The 21,875-nt window shown below is 61.7% G+C and carries 25 protein-coding genes; 10 read left to right on the top strand and 15 right to left on the bottom strand.

Translation table 11 applies throughout. The features are described 5' to 3' along the window. Positions 1 to 47: 47 nt before the first annotated feature. The 4 genes from NTD85_RS01965 to NTD85_RS01980 form a co-directional block, all read right to left on the bottom strand. Positions 48 to 971: a biotin-dependent carboxyltransferase family protein gene (locus NTD85_RS01965; RefSeq protein WP_262141295.1), complete on the bottom strand. Its 924-nt coding sequence runs from the start codon at positions 969 to 971 to the stop codon at positions 48 to 50. Beyond that, positions 968 to 1,672 carry a 5-oxoprolinase subunit PxpB gene (gene pxpB, locus NTD85_RS01970; protein ID WP_262141296.1) on the bottom strand — a complete coding sequence of 235 codons (705 nt, stop codon included), beginning with the start codon at positions 1,670 to 1,672 and terminating at the stop codon, positions 968 to 970. The genes NTD85_RS01965 and pxpB overlap by 4 nt, the downstream gene beginning before the upstream one ends. Next, positions 1,669 to 2,421 (bottom strand): 5-oxoprolinase subunit PxpA, encoded by a 753-nt coding sequence (locus NTD85_RS01975; protein ID WP_262141297.1) that lies wholly within the window; start codon positions 2,419 to 2,421, stop codon positions 1,669 to 1,671. The genes pxpB and NTD85_RS01975 overlap by 4 nt, the downstream gene beginning before the upstream one ends. A 62-nt stretch (positions 2,422 to 2,483) precedes the next feature. Continuing rightward, positions 2,484 to 3,770: an MFS transporter gene (locus tag NTD85_RS01980; RefSeq protein WP_103521569.1), complete on the bottom strand. Its 1,287-nt coding sequence runs from the start codon at positions 3,768 to 3,770 to the stop codon at positions 2,484 to 2,486. A 158-nt stretch (positions 3,771 to 3,928) separates the two neighbouring features. On the opposite strand from NTD85_RS01980, the gene NTD85_RS01985 reads away from it, so the two are divergent. Beyond that, positions 3,929 to 4,843, top strand: coding sequence for a LysR family transcriptional regulator (locus NTD85_RS01985; protein WP_226501588.1), 915 nt, complete (start codon positions 3,929 to 3,931; stop codon positions 4,841 to 4,843). A gap of 152 nt (positions 4,844 to 4,995) precedes the next feature. Here the strand turns inward: NTD85_RS01985 and NTD85_RS01990 are convergent, their stop codons facing one another. Genes NTD85_RS01990 through NTD85_RS02000 form a run of 3 tightly spaced genes read right to left on the bottom strand, consistent with a single transcriptional unit; the run spans position 4,996 to position 6,843 of the window. Continuing rightward, positions 4,996 to 5,538: a DUF2937 family protein gene (locus tag NTD85_RS01990; RefSeq protein WP_003222626.1), complete on the bottom strand. Its 543-nt coding sequence runs from the start codon at positions 5,536 to 5,538 to the stop codon at positions 4,996 to 4,998. Between the two features lie 14 nt (positions 5,539 to 5,552). Beyond that, complete coding sequence (locus NTD85_RS01995) at positions 5,553 to 6,329, bottom strand: class II glutamine amidotransferase (protein WP_003222625.1); 777 nt, start codon at positions 6,327 to 6,329, stop codon at positions 5,553 to 5,555. 16 nt (positions 6,330 to 6,345) lie between these two features. After that, entirely contained in the window at positions 6,346 to 6,843 is a 498-nt protein-coding gene (locus tag NTD85_RS02000; RefSeq protein WP_007969598.1) for a hypothetical protein, read from the bottom strand. A gap of 237 nt (positions 6,844 to 7,080) precedes the next feature. Here NTD85_RS02000 and NTD85_RS02005 point away from each other — a divergent pair, with 237 nt between their 5' ends. Further along, positions 7,081 to 9,135 (top strand): S9 family peptidase, encoded by a 2,055-nt coding sequence (locus NTD85_RS02005; protein ID WP_262141298.1) that lies wholly within the window; start codon positions 7,081 to 7,083, stop codon positions 9,133 to 9,135. Positions 9,136 to 9,333: 198 nt separating this feature from the next. After that, positions 9,334 to 9,807: a cyclic nucleotide-binding domain-containing protein gene (locus NTD85_RS02010; protein ID WP_103484422.1), complete on the top strand. Its 474-nt coding sequence runs from the start codon at positions 9,334 to 9,336 to the stop codon at positions 9,805 to 9,807. Here NTD85_RS02010 and NTD85_RS02015 read toward each other — a convergent pair. Next, entirely contained in the window at positions 9,804 to 10,088 is a 285-nt protein-coding gene (locus tag NTD85_RS02015) for a hypothetical protein (protein WP_003222617.1), read from the bottom strand. The two genes, NTD85_RS02010 and NTD85_RS02015, sit on opposite strands and share 4 nt — an antisense overlap. An 80-nt stretch (positions 10,089 to 10,168) precedes the next feature. Here NTD85_RS02015 and NTD85_RS02020 point away from each other — a divergent pair, with 80 nt between their 5' ends. The 4 genes from NTD85_RS02020 (at position 10,169) to NTD85_RS02035 (ending at position 12,400) form a co-directional block, all read left to right on the top strand. Then, entirely contained in the window at positions 10,169 to 10,855 is a 687-nt protein-coding gene (locus NTD85_RS02020; RefSeq protein WP_047598150.1) for a spermidine synthase, read from the top strand. A 50-nt stretch (positions 10,856 to 10,905) separates the two neighbouring features. Continuing rightward, positions 10,906 to 11,277: a YajD family HNH nuclease gene (locus NTD85_RS02025; RefSeq protein ID WP_003222612.1), complete on the top strand. Its 372-nt coding sequence runs from the start codon at positions 10,906 to 10,908 to the stop codon at positions 11,275 to 11,277. A gap of 192 nt (positions 11,278 to 11,469) precedes the next feature. Further along, positions 11,470 to 11,940, top strand: coding sequence for an RNA methyltransferase (locus tag NTD85_RS02030; RefSeq protein WP_007911337.1), 471 nt, complete (start codon positions 11,470 to 11,472; stop codon positions 11,938 to 11,940). A gap of 82 nt (positions 11,941 to 12,022) precedes the next feature. Further along, a complete protein-coding gene (locus NTD85_RS02035; protein WP_262141299.1) occupies positions 12,023 to 12,400 on the top strand; it encodes a DUF2892 domain-containing protein in 378 nt (125 codons plus the stop codon). A gap of 120 nt (positions 12,401 to 12,520) precedes the next feature. Here NTD85_RS02035 and NTD85_RS02040 read toward each other — a convergent pair whose 3' ends face one another. Both NTD85_RS02040 and NTD85_RS02045 read right to left on the bottom strand, forming a co-directional pair. Continuing rightward, on the bottom strand, positions 12,521 to 13,750 hold the full coding sequence (locus NTD85_RS02040) for a hypothetical protein (RefSeq protein ID WP_262141300.1): 1,230 nt from the start codon (positions 13,748 to 13,750) through the stop codon (positions 12,521 to 12,523). 35 nt (positions 13,751 to 13,785) lie between these two features. Further along, on the bottom strand, positions 13,786 to 14,235 hold the full coding sequence (locus NTD85_RS02045) for a YcgN family cysteine cluster protein (RefSeq protein ID WP_003222605.1): 450 nt from the start codon (positions 14,233 to 14,235) through the stop codon (positions 13,786 to 13,788). Between the two features lie 165 nt (positions 14,236 to 14,400). Here NTD85_RS02045 and NTD85_RS02050 point away from each other — a divergent pair, with 165 nt between their 5' ends. After that, positions 14,401 to 14,994 (top strand): nitroreductase family protein, encoded by a 594-nt coding sequence (locus NTD85_RS02050; protein ID WP_003222603.1) that lies wholly within the window; start codon positions 14,401 to 14,403, stop codon positions 14,992 to 14,994. 124 nt (positions 14,995 to 15,118) lie between these two features. On the opposite strand, the gene NTD85_RS02055 is transcribed toward NTD85_RS02050, so the two are convergent. The 3 genes from NTD85_RS02055 to rnd form a co-directional block, all read right to left on the bottom strand. After that, the gene (locus NTD85_RS02055; RefSeq protein ID WP_003222601.1) at positions 15,119 to 16,051 is read right to left on the bottom strand and encodes a D-2-hydroxyacid dehydrogenase; all 933 of its coding nucleotides are present in this window, start codon (positions 16,049 to 16,051) and stop codon (positions 15,119 to 15,121) included. A gap of 118 nt (positions 16,052 to 16,169) precedes the next feature. Beyond that, positions 16,170 to 16,463 carry a YcgL domain-containing protein gene (locus NTD85_RS02060; protein ID WP_003222599.1) on the bottom strand — a complete coding sequence of 98 codons (294 nt, stop codon included), beginning with the start codon at positions 16,461 to 16,463 and terminating at the stop codon, positions 16,170 to 16,172. Further along, a complete protein-coding gene (gene rnd / locus NTD85_RS02065; protein ID WP_103485622.1) occupies positions 16,460 to 17,593 on the bottom strand; it encodes a ribonuclease D in 1,134 nt (377 codons plus the stop codon). The genes NTD85_RS02060 and rnd overlap by 4 nt, the downstream gene beginning before the upstream one ends. Before the next feature lie 267 nt (positions 17,594 to 17,860). Between rnd and NTD85_RS02070 the strand changes: the two genes are divergently transcribed. Beyond that, the gene (locus NTD85_RS02070; RefSeq protein ID WP_262141301.1) at positions 17,861 to 19,042 is read left to right on the top strand and encodes a cyanate transporter; all 1,182 of its coding nucleotides are present in this window, start codon (positions 17,861 to 17,863) and stop codon (positions 19,040 to 19,042) included. A 199-nt stretch (positions 19,043 to 19,241) separates the two neighbouring features. Further along, complete coding sequence (locus tag NTD85_RS02075; RefSeq protein WP_045122326.1) at positions 19,242 to 20,177, top strand: LysR family transcriptional regulator; 936 nt, start codon at positions 19,242 to 19,244, stop codon at positions 20,175 to 20,177. A gap of 3 nt (positions 20,178 to 20,180) precedes the next feature. Here the strand turns inward: NTD85_RS02075 and NTD85_RS02080 are convergent, their stop codons facing one another. Together NTD85_RS02080 and NTD85_RS02085 are read right to left on the bottom strand one after the other, a co-directional pair. Continuing rightward, on the bottom strand, positions 20,181 to 20,546 hold the full coding sequence (locus tag NTD85_RS02080; RefSeq protein ID WP_003222593.1) for a 5-carboxymethyl-2-hydroxymuconate Delta-isomerase: 366 nt from the start codon (positions 20,544 to 20,546) through the stop codon (positions 20,181 to 20,183). A gap of 53 nt (positions 20,547 to 20,599) precedes the next feature. After that, positions 20,600 to 21,808 carry a low temperature requirement protein A gene (locus tag NTD85_RS02085; RefSeq protein WP_262141302.1) on the bottom strand — a complete coding sequence of 403 codons (1,209 nt, stop codon included), beginning with the start codon at positions 21,806 to 21,808 and terminating at the stop codon, positions 20,600 to 20,602. Positions 21,809 to 21,875: the final 67 nt, after the last annotated feature.

A 21,875-nucleotide genomic window follows, 5' to 3' on the forward strand; every position in this document is an offset into this window, starting at 1 on the left:
TTTTTGGTGGGGTGGGGGGGGGGGGGGGGGGGGGCCCCCCGAAGCTCTCAGCTATTTCGAAAGCGCCGCAAATACTCGACATGCTCCCGGTGCGCCACTTCCTGCACCACCGGCCTCAACCGCACCTGCGCCCCCGGCAGACACTGCGCCAGTCGCGCCAGCGCCATCGGCGTCAACGCTCCCAAACGTGGATAGCCACCAATCGTCTGCCGATCATTGAGCAAGACAATCGGCTGCCCATCCGGCGGCACCTGCACCGCGCCCAGCGGAATGCCTTCGGAAATCATTGGCCGGCCCTGATACTGCAACGTCTTGCCCAACAAGCGAATGCCCATGCGGTCGGCGCGACTGTCGAGCGTCCACGGACTGTTGAACACATCGAACAGACTCTGCCCGCTGAACTGACCAATCTGTGCGCCGAGCACCAGATCCAGCGGCGCATTGAGCCGCAGATCAGGTCGATGCTCCAGCGGCACTTCACGCACCTGCAGAGCCGCACCGCGATAACTCAATGTCGCGCCCTTGGTCAGCGGTAACCCCATACCATCTAATCCACCGAGTTCTTCGCGCACCACCGTGGCACTGCTGCCCAGCACCTGCGGCACGTCGAAACCACCGGGCGCCGCCAGATAAGCCCGGGCGCCGAGCAGCGGTTGGCTGAACTTCAAGATTTGCCCTTTGCCCAGTTTGAAACTGCGCCACGGCGCTAGCGCCTGCCCGTCAATCTGCGCGCCGAGATCCGCCCCGGCCAACGCCAGCAAGCAGTCTTCATGCGCCCGTACGGCAAACCCGCCGAGGGTGATTTCCAGCACCGGCAGATCCAGCGCGTTACCCAGCAACCAGTTGGCCCAGCTCATCGAACACCCGTCCGCGGCACCGCCCTGGGTCACGCCCAAATGGCGCACGCCAAAACGCCCGGCGTCCTGTAACAAACACAGCGGCGTGCTGGCTTCAATCGTCAGTCGGCTCATGTCAGCGCCTCCAGTGGCGTGTCATCGCCGCCCAGGTTGATGAACTCGGCGTGGCTCACCGCTTCGAAACGCACGGTGTCGCCGGGTTGCATCAGGCTGTAGCCGTCGCGATGACGATCAAACAATTTCGCCGGGGTGCGACCGATCAGATTCCAGCCGCCGGGGGAGACCACCGGATAAGCGGCGGTCTGCCGCTCCGCGATCCCGACGCTGCCGGCCGCGACTTTCTTGCGTGGGGTGTCCAGGCGTGGCGCCGCGAGGATTTCTTCCACCAGCCCCATGAAGGCAAATCCCGGCGCGAAGCCAAGGGCGAACACCTGATATTCGCGAGCGCTGTGCCGCCGAATCACCTCCTCCACCGCCAACCCGCTGCGCTGCGCCAGCAGGCTCAGTTCGGGGCCGACACTCAGGTCGTACCAGACCGGCAACACATGGCACTGGCCGCTGGTTCGAGCGTTCGGCGACAGATCGATCAGCGCTTCAGCGATCAATTCACGGGCCTGATTCGGATTCAGTACCGTCAGGTCGTAATGCACCATCAGCGTGGTGTAGGACGGCACCAGATCAATCAATTGCGCGCCAAATACCGTGCGCAGGCGCTCACTGGCAGCGAGCATCCACGACATGTTGGTTTCGGCGATTTCATCGAACAGGCGCAGCATCAGGCAGTCCAGGGCCACCACTTCAATCCGTGGGTTCATGGCGCGCTCTGCTGATTCAGGGCCTCGCGAATGCGCTGCACGGCAGCCACCGAACTGGCGTTGTCGCCATGCACGCACAAGGTGTTGGCCTGCAGGTGCAGCGTGCTGCCGTCACTGGCGACGAGGTCACCGCCACGGGCGATGGTCAGGGCCTGTTCGATGATTTTTTCTGGCTCGTGATGCACCGCGCCCGGCAGTTGCCGCGAAACCAGTCGACCTGCGCTGTCGTAGGCGCGGTCGGCGAAGGCTTCGAACCACAGGGTCACGCCGTATTCGTCACCGAGTTGCTGCGCCGCCGCGTTATCGCGGGTGGCCATCAGCATCAGCGGCAGGCTGCGATCATAGGCGGCCACGGCCTGAATCACTGCACGCAACTGCGCCGGGTTGGCCATCATGTCGTTGTACATCGCGCCGTGGGGTTTGACGTAGCTGACCCGCCCGCCCTGCGCGCGGCAAATGCCATCGAGCGCGCCGATCTGGTAATGCAGGATGTCTTGCAGCTCTTGCGCGGAATAGGCCATGGAACGTCGGCCGAAACCGACCAGATCCTGATAGGCCGGGTGCGCGCCGATCTGCACGCCATGACTCAGGGCCAGGCTGACAGTCTTGCGCATGATGCTCGGGTCACCGGCATGGAAGCCGCAGGCCACGTTGGCGCAGTCGATGTAGGGCATGACTTCGGCGTCCAGACCCATGGTCCAGCTGCCGAAACTCTCGCCGATGTCGCAATTCAATAGCAGGCGGCTCACGGTGAAACTCCTGTAGCTTCTTTTCTTTTTGTCTGTAGGACGCTTGCTCAGCAGGTTATCAGTTACTGCGCATCCAGTTGCTTGCCACGGGTCTCCGGCAGGCTCAACGCCGCGAGGATCACCACGCCGTAGGACACCGCCGCGAACGCACCGATACCCACGCTCAACGGCACTGTCTGGCTGAGCAGGCCAATCAGCAGCGGAAACAAAGCCGCCAGCGCCCGGCCGATGTTGTAGCAGAAGCCCTGCCCCGAACCGCGAATCCGCGTCGGAAACAGCTCGGTGAGAAACGCGCCCATGCCGCTGAAAATCCCCGAGGCGAAGAAGCCCAGCGGAAAGCCCAGCCACAGCATCACCCCGTTGCTCACTGGCATTTGCGTGTACAGCAGAACGATGGTGAACGAGCCGACCGCGAACAGGATGAAATTCTTTTTACGCCCGAGCAGATCGGTCAGATAAGCGCTGATCACATAGCCGACGTAGGACCCGACGATCACCATCGCCAGATACCCGCCAGTGCCGAGCACGCTTAAACCGCGTTCGTTCTTGAGGAAGGTTGGCAGCCACGAAGTGATCGCGTAGTAACCGCCGAGTGCACCGGTGGTCAGCAGCGACGCACGGAACGTGGTGAACAGCATGCCGGGGGCGAAGATCTCGTAGAACTTCGCCGGGTTTTGCGGAGTTTGCGCAGCCTTGGCTTCGCGATAGATCTCCGGGTCCTTCACCAGACGCCGCACGAAGATCACGAAAATTGCCGGGACGATGCCGAGAATGAACAGCGCTCGCCACGCATCTTCCGGCGGCAACACCGAGAACAGCAGCGCATACAGAATCGCCGTCAGCCCCCACCCCAGCGCCCAACCGGATTGCACCATGCCCACCGCTTTGCCGCGATCCTTGGCGCGGATCACTTCACCGATCAGCACCGCGCCGGCGGTCCATTCGCCGCCGAAGCCGAAGCCCATCAGGGTCCGGGCGATCAGCAACTGTTCGTAGTTCTGCGCGAAACCGCAGAGGAAGGTGAAGAAGGCGAACCACAGCACCGTCAGTTGCAGGGTGCGCACGCGGCCAATCCGGTCGGAGAGAATCCCCGCGACCCAGCCGCCAATGGCCGAGGCGATCAGGGTGCTGGTGTGAATCAGCCCGGCCTGCCCGGTAGTGATGCCCCACATGGCGATCAGGGTCGGCACCACGAAGCTGAGCATTTGCGTGTCCATGCCGTCGAGGCCATAGCCGATCTTGCAGCTCCAGAAGGTACGACGTTCCTGCTGATTGATGTTGCGATACCAGTCGAACGGTCCGGGGCGGGCCGTGTTCTTGGGGAGGTCGAGGGTGTCGGGCGCACGCATGGCAAGTCTCCGCAGGCTTTTATTGGTCTTGTTCGAAGTTCCGACGACGCCTATCGTGGGAACCGGATGCGCCGATTTTTCGTCGCCCGGCCCTGCTGCGTCCAACGAATAAAAACCCGCCTTAGGCATAAGAAAAATTTGTCACCCGAGCCGTTGCCATGAACTTGAAGTTTCTCGAGACCTTTGTCTGGGTCGCCCGGCTGAAGAGTTTTCGCCTGACCGCCGACAAGCTGTTCACCACCCAGGCGTCGATTTCCAGCCGCATCGCGGTGCTTGAAGGCGAACTGGGGGTGAAGCTGTTTCTGCGTGATTCACGCGGCGTCAGCCTGACGCCCGAAGGCCTGAAAGTGCTGGATTATGCCGAGCAGATGCTCGATACGATGTCAGCCCTGAAGCAATCGATCGAGACCCGCTCGAGCAAGGTTGGCCGGGTGCGCATCGGCGTGATGGACACGGTGATCCACACCTGGCTCAGCCCGTTGGTGGCGCAGATGACCGATTTGTATCCACGGGTGGAAATCGAGCTGGTGGCGGATACCTCGCTGAACCTCTGCGATCAGCTGCAAAAAGGCTTTCTCGACATCGTTCTGCAAACCGATCTGGTGCGCCACGAAAGCGTGCGCAGTCTGGAGCTGGCCAGCCATCCGCTGGGCTGGATCGTCGCGAGCAATTCGATCTACAACCGCGAGTACGCCGACCTCGGCGAACTGGCGCAGGAACGGATCATCACCTACTCGAAAAACTCCCGGCCGCATCAGGATCTGCTGGCATTGATGCAGACCAACGGTGTGTTGGCGCCGCGGCTGAACTGCGTGAACTCGGTGTCGGCGATTACCCGGCTGCTGCGTGATGGATTTGGCATCGGCGTACTGCCACCGGTGCTGGTGGCCGAGGAACTGGCGCGGGGTGAACTGACCTTGCTCGACATCGACCAACGGCCGCCGAATCTGCAAGTGGTGGTGTCGTGGCGGGTGGGCGTTGAGTGGGTCGAAGAGATGGTGACGTTGTGTCAGCAGGTGCTGGAGGGGTATGCGCGCAAGGTCGGTGAAAACTACATCGTCTTGAGTGCCTGACACCCTGTGGCGAGGGAGCTTGCTCCCGCTGGACTGCGAAGCAGGCCCAAAACCAGACACCCTAATCATCCAGGACAATTGAGTTCATAGGTTTACGACTGCTGCGCAGCCGGGCGGGAGCAAGCTCCCTCGCCACAGTGATCGCGCGGTCCTTAAAGACCGCGCACGTCGCGGTCTTCAATCGGCCGGCTCTGGCGCAAACGCCGGCCACCGAGCACCACCCAGTCAATCAGACGAATCAGGCACTCGATGCCGAACGACAGCAGCAACGCGCCGCTCATGCCCCAGATCATCGCTTCCGGGGTCAGCAGGATCTGGTAGCTGTAGCCGTTCCAGGTTTCCTTGCGAATGTCCGGGTCGGCGGCCAGCACCACTTGCAGGAAGCGGATGTACCACGGGCCCTGCATCGCCTGGAACTGCTTATCCAGCGCCAACTGCCGGTCGAGCAAAGTGCTCAGGCTGTCGGCATCGCTGCGAAACACCGGATCGTCACTGGCGCGATAATGTGCAACCAGCGCCTGCAAGTCGCCCTTGAAGAACTGCTCGGCGGTGCCCTGGAAACCGCGCAAACCGGTCTGAGCTTCGATCAGATGGGCTTCGACACGTTTGGCGTAATCGTTGATGAACCCCGGCACCTGGACACCGATCAACAGGCCCGCCGCAAACAACACCAGCCGTAGATAACTGAGCAACATCGAGGAGAGATCCTTTATTCGGTCGTGCCCTGGCTGACGCATTCGCCGCGTCGCCACAGGCTCCATTGGCCCGGTTCGTAACGGGTCCAGGTTTCGTTTTCGGTCAAAGGCTCGGTGGCGATCACCGTGACCACATCGTTGGGCGTGGTTTCTGCCTGGAAATCGACGATCACATCGACATCCTTGAGCCGCGCCGGACCGAACGGTGCGCGCCGGGTGATCTGTGCCAGTTTGGTCGAGCAATAGCAGAACAGCCAGTCGCCATCGCTGAGCAGGCAGTTGAACACGCCTTTGCTACGGTATTCGGCGCAGGCGGCGACCAGATCGGGCAGCAGCACTTCTATATCGACCGGTTCCGGGAATGCGGCACGCACGCGGTTGAGCAAATCGCAGAAGGCCGCTTCGCTGTCGGTGTCGCCCACCGGGCGGTAGAAACTCTTGATCGGGGTGAAGTCGGCGAGCTGGCCGTTGTGCGCAAAACACCAATTACGCCCCCACAGTTCGCGGACGAACGGGTGGGTGTTGGACAGGCAGACCTTGCCGACGTTGGCCTGGCGGATATGGCCGATGACCACTTCGCTCTTGATCGGATAGCGCTGCACCAGGTTGGCGACTTCCGACTCGCAACTCGCGGCCGGGTCCTGAAACAGGCGCAAGCCGCGACCTTCGTAGAAAGCGATGCCCCAGCCGTCGCGGTGCGGGCCGGTGCGCCCGCCGCGCTGCATCAGGCCGGTGAAGCTGAACACGATATCGGTCGGCACGTTGGCACTCATGCCCAGTAGTTCACACATGTGCTGACTCTCGTGATTACAGACGCGGCTCGACACGCATGCGTTGCGGATTGTTCGGCAACGGCGGGCGACCGTAACGGTCGTCTCCGGCACCACCGAACGGCTGATCGTCGTCGCGATCATCAGCACGGGCCGCGGCCTTGGCGGCTTCGGCCTGTTCGCGGCGCGCTCGGGAAGCACGCTCGATCGGGAAGCGGATCAGCACGAAAATCAGGTAGATGCCGAACGCAATCATGCCGTACATGAACAGATCGGAAATCGCCCGCCAGGCGTTGTTGCCGACCTTGAAGGCCAGATCCAGCGCGGTAATGGCGATCGACGGCGCGACCTTGGCTTTCACCGGGTCAATGATGGTCGGGCTGAACAGCAACACCGCCATCAGCACCCGCAGCGGCTCGCGCAGCCAGCGCCACATCCAGCGGGTCAGGCGCATCCATACCAACAGGCAGCCCACAGCGGCAAAGGCGTAGAGGCCCCAGGCGATCAGATAGTCGTTCTCGGTCATGGTGTCCATGGCAAGGCAGGCAAAGAGGCGCTTATAGTAACGACTTTTCGCCCGTCAGGCTTGTCCCAATGCCAGACGGCCAACAGCAAACCCTGTGGGAGCGAGCTTGCTCGCGAAAGCGTTGGGTCAGTGAAACAAATGTCATCTGACAGGACGCCTTCGCGAGCAAGCTCGCTCCCACAGGGAAGTGCGATGGTTTCAAGAGCTGCGAAAACCATTATTCCGAACATTGTCCGAGAGCCTTCCATGCCCGAATCCGCCCACGTCCTCCGCGCCCCGATCGCCCACAAGGCTGCCGGTGCCGACCCGTATGCCTGGCTGCAGGAACGCGACACCGACGCGGTGCTCGACTACCTCAAGGCTGAAAACGCTTATCAGGAAGCGCAAACCGCCGATCAGGCCGCCCTGCGCGAAAGCCTGTTCGAAGAGATCAAGGGCCGGATCCTCGAGACCGACCTGTCCCTGCCCTCGCCTTGGGGCCCGTATCTGTATTACACCCGCACCACGGCGGGTGACGAATATGCCCGGCATTACCGTTGCCCGCGTCCGGCTGACGACAGCCTGACCCTCGATGAAAGCCGCGAACAACTGCTGCTCGACCCGAACGTGCTGGCCAATGGCGGTTTCTTCTCGCTCGGCGCGTTCAGCATCAGCCCCGACCACCAGCGTCTGGCCTACAGCGTCGATGCCTCGGGCGACGAGATCTACACGCTGTTCGTCAAGGAATTGGCCAACGACAAGGTCAGCGAGCTGGAATTCGAAGACTGCGACGGCAGCATGACCTGGGCCAACGACAGCCTGACGCTGTTCTTTGGCGTGCTCGACGACACTCATCGCCCACACAAACTGTATCGCTATCGCCTCGACGGCACGGCCGCCGAAGAGGTGTTCCATGAACCGGACGGGCGCTTCTTCCTGCATTGCTACCGCTCCAGTTCCGAGCAGCAATTGCTGCTGACCCTGGGCAGCAAGACCACCAGCGAAGTCTGGGCACTGGATGCGCATCAGCCGCACCTGCCCTTCACCTGTCTGGCGCCACGGGTCGAGGATCACGAATACGACGTCGACCACGGTGTGCTGGATGGCGCGTGGACCTGGTTCATCCGCACCAACCGCGACGGCATCAACTTCGCCCTGTATCAGACGCCGGACACCGGTGCGGTACCGAGCGAAGCCGACTGGCAGAACCTGATCCCGCACAGCGATACGGTGATGCTCGACGGCGTGACGCTGAACACCGCGGCCATGACCCTGAGCCTGCGCGAAGGCGGTTTGCCGATCATCGAAGTTCACCCGCAAGGCCAGACGCCGTATCGCGTACAACTGCCGGACGCGGCCTACAGCCTCTATGTGCAGAACAGTCTGGAGTTCGAGAGCGACCGCATCCGTCTGCGTTACGAGGCGTTGAACCGTCCGGCGCAGGTTCGGCAGTTGCTGCTGGCCAGCGGCGAGCAAACCGTCCTGAAAGAAACCCCGGTGCTCGGCTCGTTCGATGCCGACGCCTACGTCAGCCAACGCCTGTGGGCCACCGCGCCGGACGGCACGCAGGTGCCGATCAGCCTGGTGATGAAACGCGAGATGGTCGGCAAACCGGTGCCGCTGTATCTGTACGGTTATGGCGCCTACGGTTCCAGCCTCGATCCGTGGTTCTCCCACGCACGCCTCAGCCTGCTGGACCGCGGCATGGCTTTCGCCATCGCCCATGTGCGTGGCGGCGGTGAGCTGGGCGAAGCCTGGTATCGCGCCGGCAAGCAGGAACACAAGCACAACACCTTCAGCGACTTCATTGCCTGCGCCGAATTCCTGATCCTCAACGGCATCACCACCGCTGAAAAACTGGCAATCAGCGGCGGCAGCGCTGGCGGCTTGTTGATTGGCGCGGTGCTGAACCAGCGTCCGGATCTGTTCGGCGTGGCGATTGCCGAAGTGCCGTTCGTCGACGTGCTTAACACCATGCTCGACCCGGACTTGCCGCTGACCGTCACTGAGTACGACGAGTGGGGCAACCCCGAAGAGCCGGACGTCTACGAGCGGATCAAGGCCTACGCGCCGTACGAAAACGTCAGCGCGCAGAATTATCCGGCAACCCTGGTGATCGCCGGCTACAACGACAGTCGCGTGCAGTACTGGGAAGCGGCCAAGTGGGTGGCGAAATTGCGCGCGACCAAGACCGACGACAATCTGCTGCTGCTCAAGACCGAACTCGGTGCCGGGCATGGCGGAATGAGCGGGCGTTATCAGGGATTACGTGACGTAGCGCTCGAATATGCGTTTGTGTTCAAGGTTTTGGGCCTGGCCTGAGGAACTCCGTCGGTCACTTGGGTCTTAACTCCAGACCCAGGGGGCCGATACCTATGAACCCCTGTAGGAGCTGCCGCAGGCTGCGATCTTTTTATTTTGTCTTTCAAAAATTAAAATCAAAAGATCGCAGCCTGCGGCAGCTCCTACAGGGGACGGTGTAAGCCTGGAATCAGTGAAAACAATAAAGACCGCAATGACATGTCAGAACCCACCCTGCTGAACAACGAAATTCGCGACTGGCTGATGGACTGTGGCCTGTTCGATCAATTGCAACTGGCGGACTTTGCCGCAGCCTCGGGCTACTTCAGCATCAGCACCGTGGCGGAGGGCGAAGCGATTTTCCGTGAGGGCGATGCCGGCAGTTTCATGTGCATCCTCCACACCGGTCAGGTCGCCGTGCAGAAGACTGGCCCCGACGGCCAGGTCATCACCATGGCCACCCTGCGCAGCGGTCGGGCGTTCGGGGAAATGGCCGTGCTGGATGGTGAGCGCCGTTCGGCGACCTGCGTCGCGGCGAGCAACTGTCAGTTGCTCAACCTGGGCAAGGATTCGCTGGAAAAGATGCTCAACGACGCACCGAAGATCGCCGCCAAGATCATCCGCGCCCTTGCCGTGTCCCTCTCCAAGCGCCTGCGCATGGCTGACGGCCAACTCGCGGCGCAACAGATTTAACCGCCCGGGGATTTGACCTTGGTGCCGCTCGGTTCGATGCCCGGCACCGGTTGATCCTTGCTCGGCGGGCTAGGCATTTCGATCGGCACCAGCGGCGGGCTGCCACTGCCGGCACCGGCCTTCGGTGCGCTGATCGGGGTGATTTGCGGATACGGCGTCGGCGTGGCGGTGCCAGGTGAGCCGGGTTGCGGCGTCGGGCTGACCGGAATGGTCTGCTGCGCCTGCACTGCAGTAATCGAGAGCGCGGCCAGGGCAATGACCGTTAGAATGGTGCGCTTCATCAAGGGCTCCGTTTGGCCTTTAGTCTGCGCTCAGGCTACTCCCAACGGGCCTGCTTGCCTTCCCCTTTGTAGAGATTTCCATGAAACGTTTCGTTCTGCTCGACACCACGCCGATCCCAGATAACGGCGGTGCCCTGTGCCTGTTCGAGTATGGCGAGGATTTCGTCATCAAGATCCAGGGCGGCGACGGCGGGCAATTGATGAACACGCGCATGCACGGCTCGGAAGATGCGCTGGCCGAGATCCCTTGCCGCAAGGTCGCCGGCCGGCCGAATTCGCGGGTGTTGATCGGCGGTCTGGGCATGGGTTTCACCCTCGCCTCGGCGCTCAAACATCTGGGCAAGAGCGCCGAAGTGGTGGTCGCCGAACTGGTGCCCGGCGTGGTCGAGTGGAACCGTGGGCCGCTCGGTGAAAAGTCCGGGCGACCGTTGCTCGATCCGCGCACGGTGATCCGTCAGGACGACGTGGCCAAGGTCCTGCAAAGCGAGCCGAACGGCTTCGACGCGATCATGCTCGACGTCGACAATGGCCCCGAAGGCCTGACGCAGAAGGCCAACAGCTGGCTGTACTCCGCCGCCGGCCTGAACGCCTGCGCCAAAGCCCTGCGGCCCAAGGGCGTGCTGGCAGTGTGGTCGGCCAGCGCCGACCGGCAGTTTTCCGACAAATTGAAGAAGGCCGGTTTCAAGGCCGAGGAAGTGCAGGTTTTCGCCCACGGCAACAAGGGCACCCGCCACACGATCTGGATTGCCGAGAAGCTCAAGGGCTGAGCTAAACTCTGCACATAACCGTCATTAGTCTTTTTTACAAAGGTGAACCCATGAGTTCGTCCACCCCGACCAACACGTCGAAGCTCGATCGCATCCTTGCCGACAACCAGCGCGACAAGGAAATGGGCTACCGCGACAAGGCCCTGAAGATGTATCCGCACGTCTGCGGCCGCTGCGCCCGTGAGTTTTCCGGCAAGCGTCTGAGCGAACTGACCGTGCACCACCGCGATCACAACCACGACAACAACCCGCAGGACGGCTCGAACTGGGAACTGTTGTGCCTGTATTGCCACGACAACGAACACTCGCGCTACACCGACCAGCAATATTTCGGCGACGGCTCGCTGAGCACGCCGAAAATCGCCAAGGCCACGCATAACCCGTTTGCCGCCCTCGCCGGGCTGATGAAGAAAGAAGATTAAAGTTCTTCATTGGCCCGACTGGCCCCTTCGCGAGCAAGCTCGCTCCCACACTGGATCGGTGTCATACACAAAACCACTGTGGGAGCGAGCTTGCTCGCGAAGGCGGCCGTTCGGGCACCGGTAATCCTTGATCTGACCACAACTGCCCAATCCCCGTATAATCGCCCTCTTTTTCCCGAAGGCACCCCGCTCGTGGCAGACAAACGTTACAGCTGCATTGGTTTGTACAACCCCAAATCACCGGAGAACGTCGGTTCGGTGATGCGCGCCGCAGGCTGTTACGGCGTGGCGTCGGTGTTTTACACTGGCAAGCGTTATGAACGCGCCGCCGATTTCGTCACCGACACCAAGCGCGTGCACTACGACATCCCGCTGATCGGCATCGACGACCTGAAAAAGATCCTCCCGCTCAACTGTGTCCCGGTCGCCGTGGAACTGGTCGAGGGCGCCCGCCCGCTGCCGGAATACACCCATCCGGATCGCGCGCTGTACATCTTCGGCCCGGAAGACGGCTCGCTGGATAAAGAGATCCGCGACTGGTGCGAAGACGTCGTGTACATCCCGACCACCGGCTGCATGAATCTGGCGGCCACGGTCAACGTCGTGCTTTACGACCGCATGGCCAAGGGCCTGAATACTCGCTCCGGGCCGAAATTCCGCTGAAACGTCGCACATTCGATGGAACGAGCCGGCCGCTGCGGCAGTCAGCTTATCTATCTATTGCACATTGCCTGGGAGACAGATCATGACCGAACTCAAACGCGTCCAACGTATCGATTCCACCCCGTTCCAGAGCCCGACCGAGCAGAACGTACAGGGCTGGGAGCGCATCGGCTCGCTGGCCGGTGGCGTGATCATGGTCGGCAAGGGCCTGCGCCGTGGCGGCCTGTTCGGTCTGATTCAGGTGGCGATTGGCGGCGTGGCAATGGCCCGTGGCATCACCGGGCACAGCTCGATGAAAAGCCTGCTGGAAAAAAGCCGTGAGGACATGAACAACGTCCGGGCGAAGATCGAACGGGCCGGGGAAGAACTGAGCAAGCTCAAGGCCAATGCCGAGGCAGCGACCAGCACAGCCACGGTGACTGGCAATGATTCAGTGAAATCACCAAAAGCCGGGGTTTGATTCGAGATCTTCGTTGAGGCTTCCGGCCTCTTCGCGAGCAAGCCCGCTCCCACATTGAACCGGGTTCCGTCAGTTGGAATGCGATCAAATTTGGGAGCGGGCTTGCTCGCGAAAGCGGTATTACTGAAGCAATGCGCTATCGAGAACTTTCGAGGATTCGCCCAGAACACCCTCAGCCAGTTGCACAAACGCCTTGGTGTCCACCGTCCCGAGATGCATCGCCCCGCGCAACACGTCATCCAGCGAACGCTTGTTGCGCGTCTTCAAGCGAATCTCGCGATCGAGTTCCTGCAGCACAACCACCGCTTTGGCAATTTGCGCCGGGCTGATCTGCTCGCCGCGCAGGGTCGTGACTTTCTGACTGTCCCTGTTCAGCTTCGCCTGTAACGCCTGATAGCGCTCATCGCTCATGCCACCCGCACGGCGCACCAGTTCGATCGCGTAATACTCGGCAAACCCTTCGCTGATCCAGTCGCTGCGATGCTCGTCATTGATCCGGCCGAACACCTGCGCCAGCTCACGCACCAGCGCACTGCTGCCACTCTCGCTGACCAGCGGCAAGTGCGCGTTCAAGTAGATCGATTCATGTGCGCCCAGACTGCCGCGCCACATCGGGTCGTTGGCGCCGACGATCAACAGCTTGCTCGGATGCCGTGGATACACGGCCTGCACCTGCGGCCAGATGAACGTCAGCAGCGTCAGCACATCCATACGGCGCATGCCCTGCCCTTGCGGCGAGGTCACGGTGACTTCGGTTTCTCCCAGTCGCGTACGGCGGCTGCCGAGGTGACCGGCGAGCATCCAGCCGGTCGGGCGGTCGAACAGCCGTGAGGGATTGTCGATGCGGAATTTGTTCTTGCCGATACGCGGCCAAGCGGTTTCGACGCTTTGCCAGCCGTTGGGCAGTTCGAATTGCAGGCGCGACACCAGCTCGACGCCATCCTGCTGATCGAGCCTGGCCGGCGGCACCAGGTCATCACCGCGCAGCAAAGCCCAGTTCGGGGTCAGGCGCGTGTCGAAGCTGCCGCTCTTGCGGCCGTGGCTGATGCTGACGCGGTAAGTCAGGCTGGCCTTGTCGCCGCTCGGACGCCAGAGGCCCCGGGCCTCTTTGCCCGGGGTCAACTGCCACTGGCCGTCGGCCTTGAAGTCGCTGTAGTGGCTGCCGTCGCCGAGGTCGAAATCGAGACTGCGCACCGCGTCACCTTTGGCCAGGGTCAGGCGCACTTCGGCCTGATCGCTTTGCGGCAGCAGGCGTACGTGGTAATCCAGATCGACTTTCTTTGCCGCCCACACTGGCGCGCTTAGCGCCAGCAGACCGATCAGCGATGCCCGCAGCAATCCCCCAGCCATACACACTCCTTGTTGAATCCTGGAACCCTTGGTGCTTAACCGGCGCGGAAAATCAGGTGATCTTCCCAGTCATCCTCCGGCACGCTGCCTTCGGCGAGCATGCGCCCGGACTGGGAAATCCGTTCGTGGTGCACCGCGTCACGGTCGCCGCACACCAGGTGGTGCCACAGCGGCAGGTCCTTGCCTTCGCTGACCAGGCGATAACCGCAGGTCGGCGGCAGCCATTTGAATTCTTCGGCCTGGCCCGGAGTGAGCTGGATGCAGTCCGGGACAAACTTGATGCGATTCGGGTAGTCGCTGCACTGGCAGGTTTTCAGGTCCAGCAGTTTGCAGGCGATGCGTGTGTAATAGACGCTGTTGTCTTCTTCATCCTCGAGTTTCTGCAGGCAGCACAGACCGCAGCCGTCGCACAGCGATTCCCATTCCTCGTGATCCAGTTGATCGAGGGTTTTGCGTTTCCAGAACGGTTCGACTTTGGCGGCCATGGCTCAAGCATCAACATCAGGTGGTGAAAAGGCCGCCAGTCTAGTGCCCACGGCCTTGCGGGCCAAGCGCTGGCGACTGTCGGTAAATCCCGCTTGTCAGGCGAATCGCCGCCCAGTAGGGTTTTGCCACGAATTCATGACTCAAACACAGCAAGGAATCTTTCGATGAGTGCCAACCCTCGCGTTGCCGATTACGCCATTCACCCGCAGTTCACCGAGCGCTGGTCGCCCCGCGCCTTCACCGGTGAAGCGATCCCGGAAGAAACCCTGCTGAGCTTCTTCGAAGCCGCACGCTGGGCACCTTCGGCCTACAACTCGCAGCCGTGGCGCTTTCTGTACGCGCGTCGTGATACGCCGAACTGGGAGCGCTTCCTGGGTCTGCTGAACGAGTTCAACCGCAGCTGGGCGCAACACGCATCGGCATTGGTGATCGTGATTTCGAAAACCACCTTCACCGCCCCCGGCGCCAGCGAAGAAACCCCGGCGCTGTGGCACACCTTCGACACCGGTTCGGCCTGGGGCCACCTGGCGCTGCAAGCGAGCATCAGCGGCTGGCACACCCACGGCATGGCCGGTTTCGATCAGGAGCTGACCCGCAAGGAGCTGAATATTCCGGAAGGTTATGCGCTGCATGCGGCGGTCGCTGTCGGCAAGCTGGGTGACAAGGCGACCTTGGCCGAATACCTGCAGGCCCGTGAAACGCCGAGCCCGCGTCGTCCGCTGAGCGAGTTGGTGGCTGAAGGCAACTTCACCCTGTAAGCCAGCATGCAAAAACCACTGTAGGAGTGAGCCTGCTCGCGATGGCGTAGTGTCAGACAACATCAATGTCGACTGACACACCCTCATCGCGAGCAGGCTCACTCCTACAGGTATCGCGGTGGATTTAATATCCGCGGTTGAAATCCACTTCCCCGCGCAACGCTTCACCCGCCTGATACGCCTTCAGATTCTCGACAAACAACTGCACCATCAACGCCGGCGACGTCGGTGCCGAGCTGTGCCCGGTGAGCAACAAGCCCCAGGCGGTCCAGAACGGATGGCGTTGCGGCAACGGCTCCTGACGGCAGACGTCGATCACCGCGCCCGCCAGATGCCCTTCCTTCAAGGCTTCCACCAGATCCGCGTCAACCACTGCCACGCCGCGTCCGACGTTGATGAACAGCCCGGTCGGCTTGAATTGCTTGAACAGCGCCGCGTCGTAAATGTCGTGGGTGTGCTCGGTATTCGGCAGCAGGTTGACCACGTAATCGACCGCGCCCACCAGCCGTGGCAGATCCGCCATCGAGCCGACTTCGACGAACGGCGCCTGCTCGCGCGCGCTGCTGGCGATGCCGTACAGCTCGACGCCAAACGGCAGCAGAAACTGCGCCACGCTCTGGCCGATATCGCCGGTGCCGACGATCAGCACCTTGCGTCCGACCAGACTCTGGCCGGTGCGATTGTCCCACTTACGCTCGACCTGGCTGACCAGGCGCGCCAGCACTTCCCGCTCGTGACCGAGCATGTAGGTCAGCACGTATTCGGCCATCACCTGACCGAAGATCCCCACCGCACGGGTCAGGCGGTAATCGCGGCGCAAGCCGTCGGCGAGCAGCGGCGTGATGCCGGCCCAGGTCGATTGCAGCCATTGCGGCTGGTGGCCCTGACGCAGCAGGGTCGCCAGCAGATCCGGCTGCCCCAGCCACACCGGGCAATCGGCAGCCTGACGGGCCAGTTCGGCAGAGTCGCCACTGGTCAGTACTTCAAGTTCGGGGGCCGCCTGACGCAGCAGCCGGGCGTACACCGCGTGGTCGTGTTCAGCAATCAGAACGCGCATCTTCAAACCTTTCGCAAACCGTGCAGGCAACCGCCGAAAGAGCCGTGCTCCTTCGTGGCGGTCGTCGCCGTAAAATCAGTTCCAGGGTGGCAAGAGGCCCAGAACAGGGCCTCGCAGATCAGACCGGGTCGTTGCGTCGCAGCAACTCTTCGGGCAGGTGTTCGATGTACTCATCCTCGGCCGGTGGCATCTGCAGGTGATAGCCCTGCTTGTCGAGGTTTTCCAAGACCACGGTGATGTCCTCGCGCGCCAGTGTGCGCTCAGGGGTCAGCACCAGGTCAAAGGAATGCTTCGCCTTGCCGAAGGCCGCCATCAGCGCTTCGGGCACGCGCTCCAGAGCATCGCTCTTGAGCACGTAAAGATACATCCCGGGTTTCTTCGAGCTTTGGTAAATGGAGCAAATACGTTTCAAGGCTGTTCTCCGGCGGTGGCCAGGCTGTCCAGCAGCTTCTGACCCATGAGTTCGCGGCGCCAGCCACGCAGCGACTCAGGCAATTGATAAGGGCCCTCGGGGAAGCCGCTTTTGACCAGCGCTTCGAGGGTTTTCTTGCGCAGCATCAGTTCCGGCGCGATGCCCAGGCGTTCGGCCTCGGCCTGGCCGAGCGCGCGCAGTTGCTTGATCAGCGCCGCCGCTTCGACCGGCAATGGCTCCGGCACCGCTGGCGGCCATTGATCAGGCCCCACACTGCCAGAGCGCTTGATCAGATCAAGCAGAAATTCGCCGTCCTGACGCACGGTACGCGGGTGCATGTCTTCGATCTTGCCCAGCGCGGCGAGGTTGTCCGGTTGCGTGCGGGCCAGCGGCCACAGCGAATGTTCACGGACGATGCGGTTGCGCGGCAGATTGCGCGCGCGGGCTTCACGCTCACGCCAGGCGCAGAGCTCACGCAGCACAGCCAGTTGCGCACGGGACAGTTTCCACGCCAGTTTGGCCTCGCGATAGACCTCGTATGGGTCGGTCTCGCGGCGCAGGTTAGCCACCAGTTCGGCGCCATCCTCCAGCACCCAGGCGAATTTGTCGTCGGACAGTTTCGGGCGCAGCTGTACGAAAACTTCCGCCAGATGCACCGCATCTTCGGCGGCGTAGCTGACTTGAGTGTCGGACAACGGACGCTGCAACCAGTCGGAACGGGTTTCGCCCTTCGGCAGCTCGATACCGAGCACTTCCTGCACCAGCCGCGAATAGCCCATCGAGAACCCGAGGTTCAGGTAGGCCGCAGCCAGTTGTGTGTCGAACAGCGGCGCCGGCAGGCTGCCGGTCAGACGCAACAGCACTTCGAGGTCTTCGCTGCAGGCGTGCAGGACTTTGAGCACCGCCGGATTTTCCAGCAACGCCGCCAGCGGTTGCCAGGCGTCGATGGTCAGCGGATCGATCAGGTAGGCGCGTTTGCCGTCGCCGACCTGCAACAAACCGGCAATCGGGTAGAAGGTGTCGACCCGCATGAATTCGGTGTCGAGGGCAACGAACGGCAGCTGCTGCCACTCGGCGCAAAACTGCGCGAGGCTTTCGTTGTCGCGAATCCAGTGAATATCGATGGCCACACGGCTCTCCCTTGAAGAATGGCGCGCAGTATATATCGCCGCCGGCGTTTTACGCGCCTGCGCTGGGCCAGAGCTGTAACGAAATGTCCTGCCAGAGAGAAAGAATAGTCTTACAGCGAGGTTCGCAAGATTAATCCGAGCGTAACGATCCATGACGCGTTACCAGGAGAGCGGTATTTAGTTTTTAAATAACACTCGGGAAATCTGATTTGTCCGCACTGCGTGGCCGCGGCCTAATCGATAGCCTCCGCAATCCAGAGTCTACCGATGGAAAACGTCCGCGCTACCTCCCGCCCCGCTGTCTGGCTGATGATCGGCATCATCCTCGTCGCGCTCAATCTGCGCCCCTCCATGGCCGCCGTCGGGCCGTTGCTGTCGGCGATTCGCGGCGATATCCCGCTGAGCTTCAGCGTCGCTTCGCTGCTGACCATGCTGCCGGTGATGGCGATGGGGCTGGCGATGTTTTTCGGCATCGGCATCAGCCGCCGGCTGGGCGAGCAACGCACGGTGATCCTCTCGCTATGGATTATCGGTCTGGCGACACTGTCGCGACTGGTGCTCGATTCGGCACCGCAGTTGATTGGCAGCGCGGTGCTGGCCGGGATGGGTATCGCCCTGATTCAGGCATTGATGCCCGCGCTGATCAAATCACGCTTCCCTGACCACGTGGCGCTGTGCATGGGCCTGTATGTCACGTCGATCATGAGCGGCGCCGCGCTGGCCGCCTCATTTTCGCCACTGGTGCTGGTACACACCGGCAGCTGGCGCATCGGCCTGGCGATCTGGGCGGCACTGGCCTTGCTCGCGTTGCTGGTCTGGTGGACACAGTCGCCCCCGTCATCCATCCAGAACACCCCTGTAGGAAAACAATCCTTCACGCGTAATTCCCGCGCCTGGCTGCTCGCTATCTTCTTCGGCCTCGGCACGGCGTCCTACACCTGCGTACTCGCCTGGCTGGCGCCGTACTACGTGGAACAAGGCTGGAGCGAACAGCAGGCCGGTTTGCTGTTGGGTTTTCTGACGGCAATGGAGGTGATTTCCGGGCTGGTGACGCCGGCCATCGCTAACCGCAGCCGTGATCGACGGGCAGTTCTGGCAGGGTTGCTGCTGCTGATCATCGGCGGCTTCTGCGGACTGATCCTCAGCCCGCAACACCTCAGCCTGCTGTGGCCGTGCCTGCTGGGGCTGGGGATTGGCGGCTTGTTCCCGATGAGTCTGATCGTCTCGCTCGATCACCTCGACCACCCGCAGCGTGCCGGCAGCCTGACCGCGTTCGTGCAAGGCATCGGCTACTTGATCGCCGGGCTTTCGCCGCTGCTGGCCGGAATGATCCGCGACCAGCTCGGCAGCTTCGAATGGGCCTGGTGGTCGCTGACTGCAGTGATGGTGATGATGTTGCTGATAGTGCTGCGCTTTGACCCTCGGCACTACGCCCGACACATCCGCTGAACCAAATACCATCACCGGGCTAGAGGCTTGTTGCCATCTTTTTGCGGTTTATTTGCCGACGTCGTGTTGCTAAAAGTTTCTGTCCCACTGGCGACATTGAAACGTCCTACAGGGCTTTGTCCTGGCACCATCGTTCCGCTACGATCATGCGCACACGTTTGCGCGGATTCAGCGCAAGGAGCACAGCGAGACGGAACGGATGCTGAACAGTAACTTGCTTCGAAAGCTCGACATGCAGGACCTCATGGTGTTTATCGCCGTGTATGAGCAAAGCAGCGTCACGGATGTCTCGGAGACACTGTGCGTCAGCCAGTCCACTGTCAGCTACTGCCTGAAAAAACTGCGCACCAGTTTCGAAGACGAGTTGTTCATCAACACCCGCACAGGCATGCGGCCCACCTACAAGGCCGGCACCATGTACGGTCATGTGCAGAAGATCCTCGAAAGCATCAACCTGTGCCACGCCGGCGCCCCGGTCTTCGATCCGACCCGGCAAGCGGTGACCTTCAATATCTGCGCCCCGGAATACTTCGAGCAACTGGTGTTGCCGCGCCTGTTGAAGCGTTTCGACTTCGACGATTTGCCGGTGGTGGTCAACATGCACAAGTTCGAGACCGACGTGCCTGCCGACGAATTGCGCGACGGCAGCCTCGATCTGGTGATCTGTTTCGGTCCCAACTTCCACCGCAGCCACACCGACCTCAAGTCGCGAATGCTGCTGGAAGATGATCTGGTCTGTGTCTTCGACAAACGCGCCACGCCACTGGAACCGCGGCTGAGTCTGCAGGCCTTCACCGAACGGCGGCACGTGTTCCCGACACCGTGGACCTCCACCACCAACATGGTCGACGGCTGGCTGGCGCGTCAGGCGCAAAAGCGGCAGATCGTCGCGCGCTCCAACAGCTACAGCGCGGCATTGAAGATGATTACCGGGACCGACTTCATCCTCACCCTGCCCCGGCGCATCCAGCGCCTGCTGACCAACGACGCGGTGTTCAATCACTGCGAGGCGCCGAACGGCCTGCCGGGGTTCACCCTCGACATGCAGTGGAGCCAGAACGCTGATCAGGACAGCGCCAACGTCTGGCTGCGCGAGCAGGTGATCAAGGTGTGCAGCGAGCTGGAAGCAGCCTGAGTCCTACACGCCGATGGCGGTCTTGGTGTAGGAATCGCGGTCGATATCGAGCAACTCCACGCACAACTGCACTTCGACCCCGGCCGGCCACTCGCACAGATCCTGCAACACCGCCAGCAGGCTCTCCGAGAGCTGCTTCTTGATCTGTGGCGAACGACCGCTGAGCAGCGCCAGCTTCACATGGACAAAAGCGCGCTCGCCCATGCCGGTACCGACCTTGAAGGTTTCGACCTTGACTGCGCGACTCTTGATGTCGAATTCCGCTGCGAACTGACCAGAACCCACCAGCGTATTGTTGAGCCGGATCAACGCCACGTCGGCATTGAGTTGCGGCAGATTGGCGGTGTATTCCAAATGCAGGTGTGGCATTCAAGTGCTCCAGTCAGTCGGCAGAAAGGTCGTACATATACCACAGCACCGCCCTACTCTCCTGCGGCTTTTTCTGCGGTTATCGAGGCCGGTGTCTGACGCAATGCCAGGCTTTCCCACAGCGCAACGAGCACCACGATCGCCGTGGTCAGCGCCCCGAGCATCAACGCCGAAAACCATTGGTGCAACGCCAGCGGCAGTGCCAGCGCGAGCAACACCAGCCCCGCCACATGCGACAAGGGCGGCAGCGGCCGGTCGGACATGACCCACTTGAACAGCGCATTGCCCAACAGAAACAGCCAAGGCCCGCCCACGATCACCAGGATCCCGGCGTCACTGGCGTGATCCGGATGCACCAGCACCAGTTCGTCGGCCACCGCACTGACAATCACCCCGGCAACAATCAGCACATGCAGGTAGGTGTAGGCGATGCGCGCCTGGCGCCCCGGGTCGCTCGAATGCGCGATGCGGTGATGCGCGCGCTCGGCGCCGCTGTCGAAGTACACCCACCACATGCCGATGCTGCCCAGTACCGCCACCAGAAACGCGATGACCCCGGTGACGCTCAGCGTCAGTTCGGCAAAAGTCGCACCGGTGACCAGCAACGACTCGCCCAGGGCGATGATCACGAACAGTGCGCAACGCTCGGCCATGTGGTTGCCTTCGACGTTCCAGTCGCTCAACGACGAACGCCCCAGTCCCGGCACCCAGAAATACAGCGAAGGCGAGATCAGCTCGATCAACAGCGCCAGCGTCCAGCACAGTAGACGCTGCTGTCCGTCGAGAAAGGCTCCGGCGATCCAGAACACTGCGGAAAGCATCAACCACGCCAGAATCCGCTGGAAGTTGCGGGTCATGCTCAACGACTCGCCGCGCACCGCCCAGATCGCAAACAGCGTGCGCCCGACCTGCATGAATACGAACGCCGCGGCAAACATCAGCCCGCGCTCAGTGAAGGCCTTGGGGATCGAGGACGACAGCAGCAGACCGGCGATCATCAGCCCGAACAGGCCAAGACGAATCGGCAATTTTTCCGGGTCGAGCCAGTTGGTGATCCACGAAGTGAAAATCCACACCCACCACACCGCGACCATCAACAGCGCCACCTGCACCGCGCCCAGGATCGACAAATGCGCGAGCAGCGAATGCGAGAGCTGAGTCACGGCAAACACAAACACCAGATCGAAAAACAGCTCGACCATGCCGACCTTGCCACTGTCGAGACTGCCGCGCCCACGCAGCAACGAACGGGAAATGCTCATCGAACAAGTCTCCAGCCGAGGTCATTGCCATTGAGCAAAGCAGGCGGACCGGACGAACGCAAACCCT

The organism is Pseudomonas sp. 13B_3.2_Bac1, from assembly GCF_025466205.1.
Taxonomy (GTDB): domain Bacteria; phylum Pseudomonadota; class Gammaproteobacteria; order Pseudomonadales; family Pseudomonadaceae; genus Aquipseudomonas; species Aquipseudomonas fluorescens_H.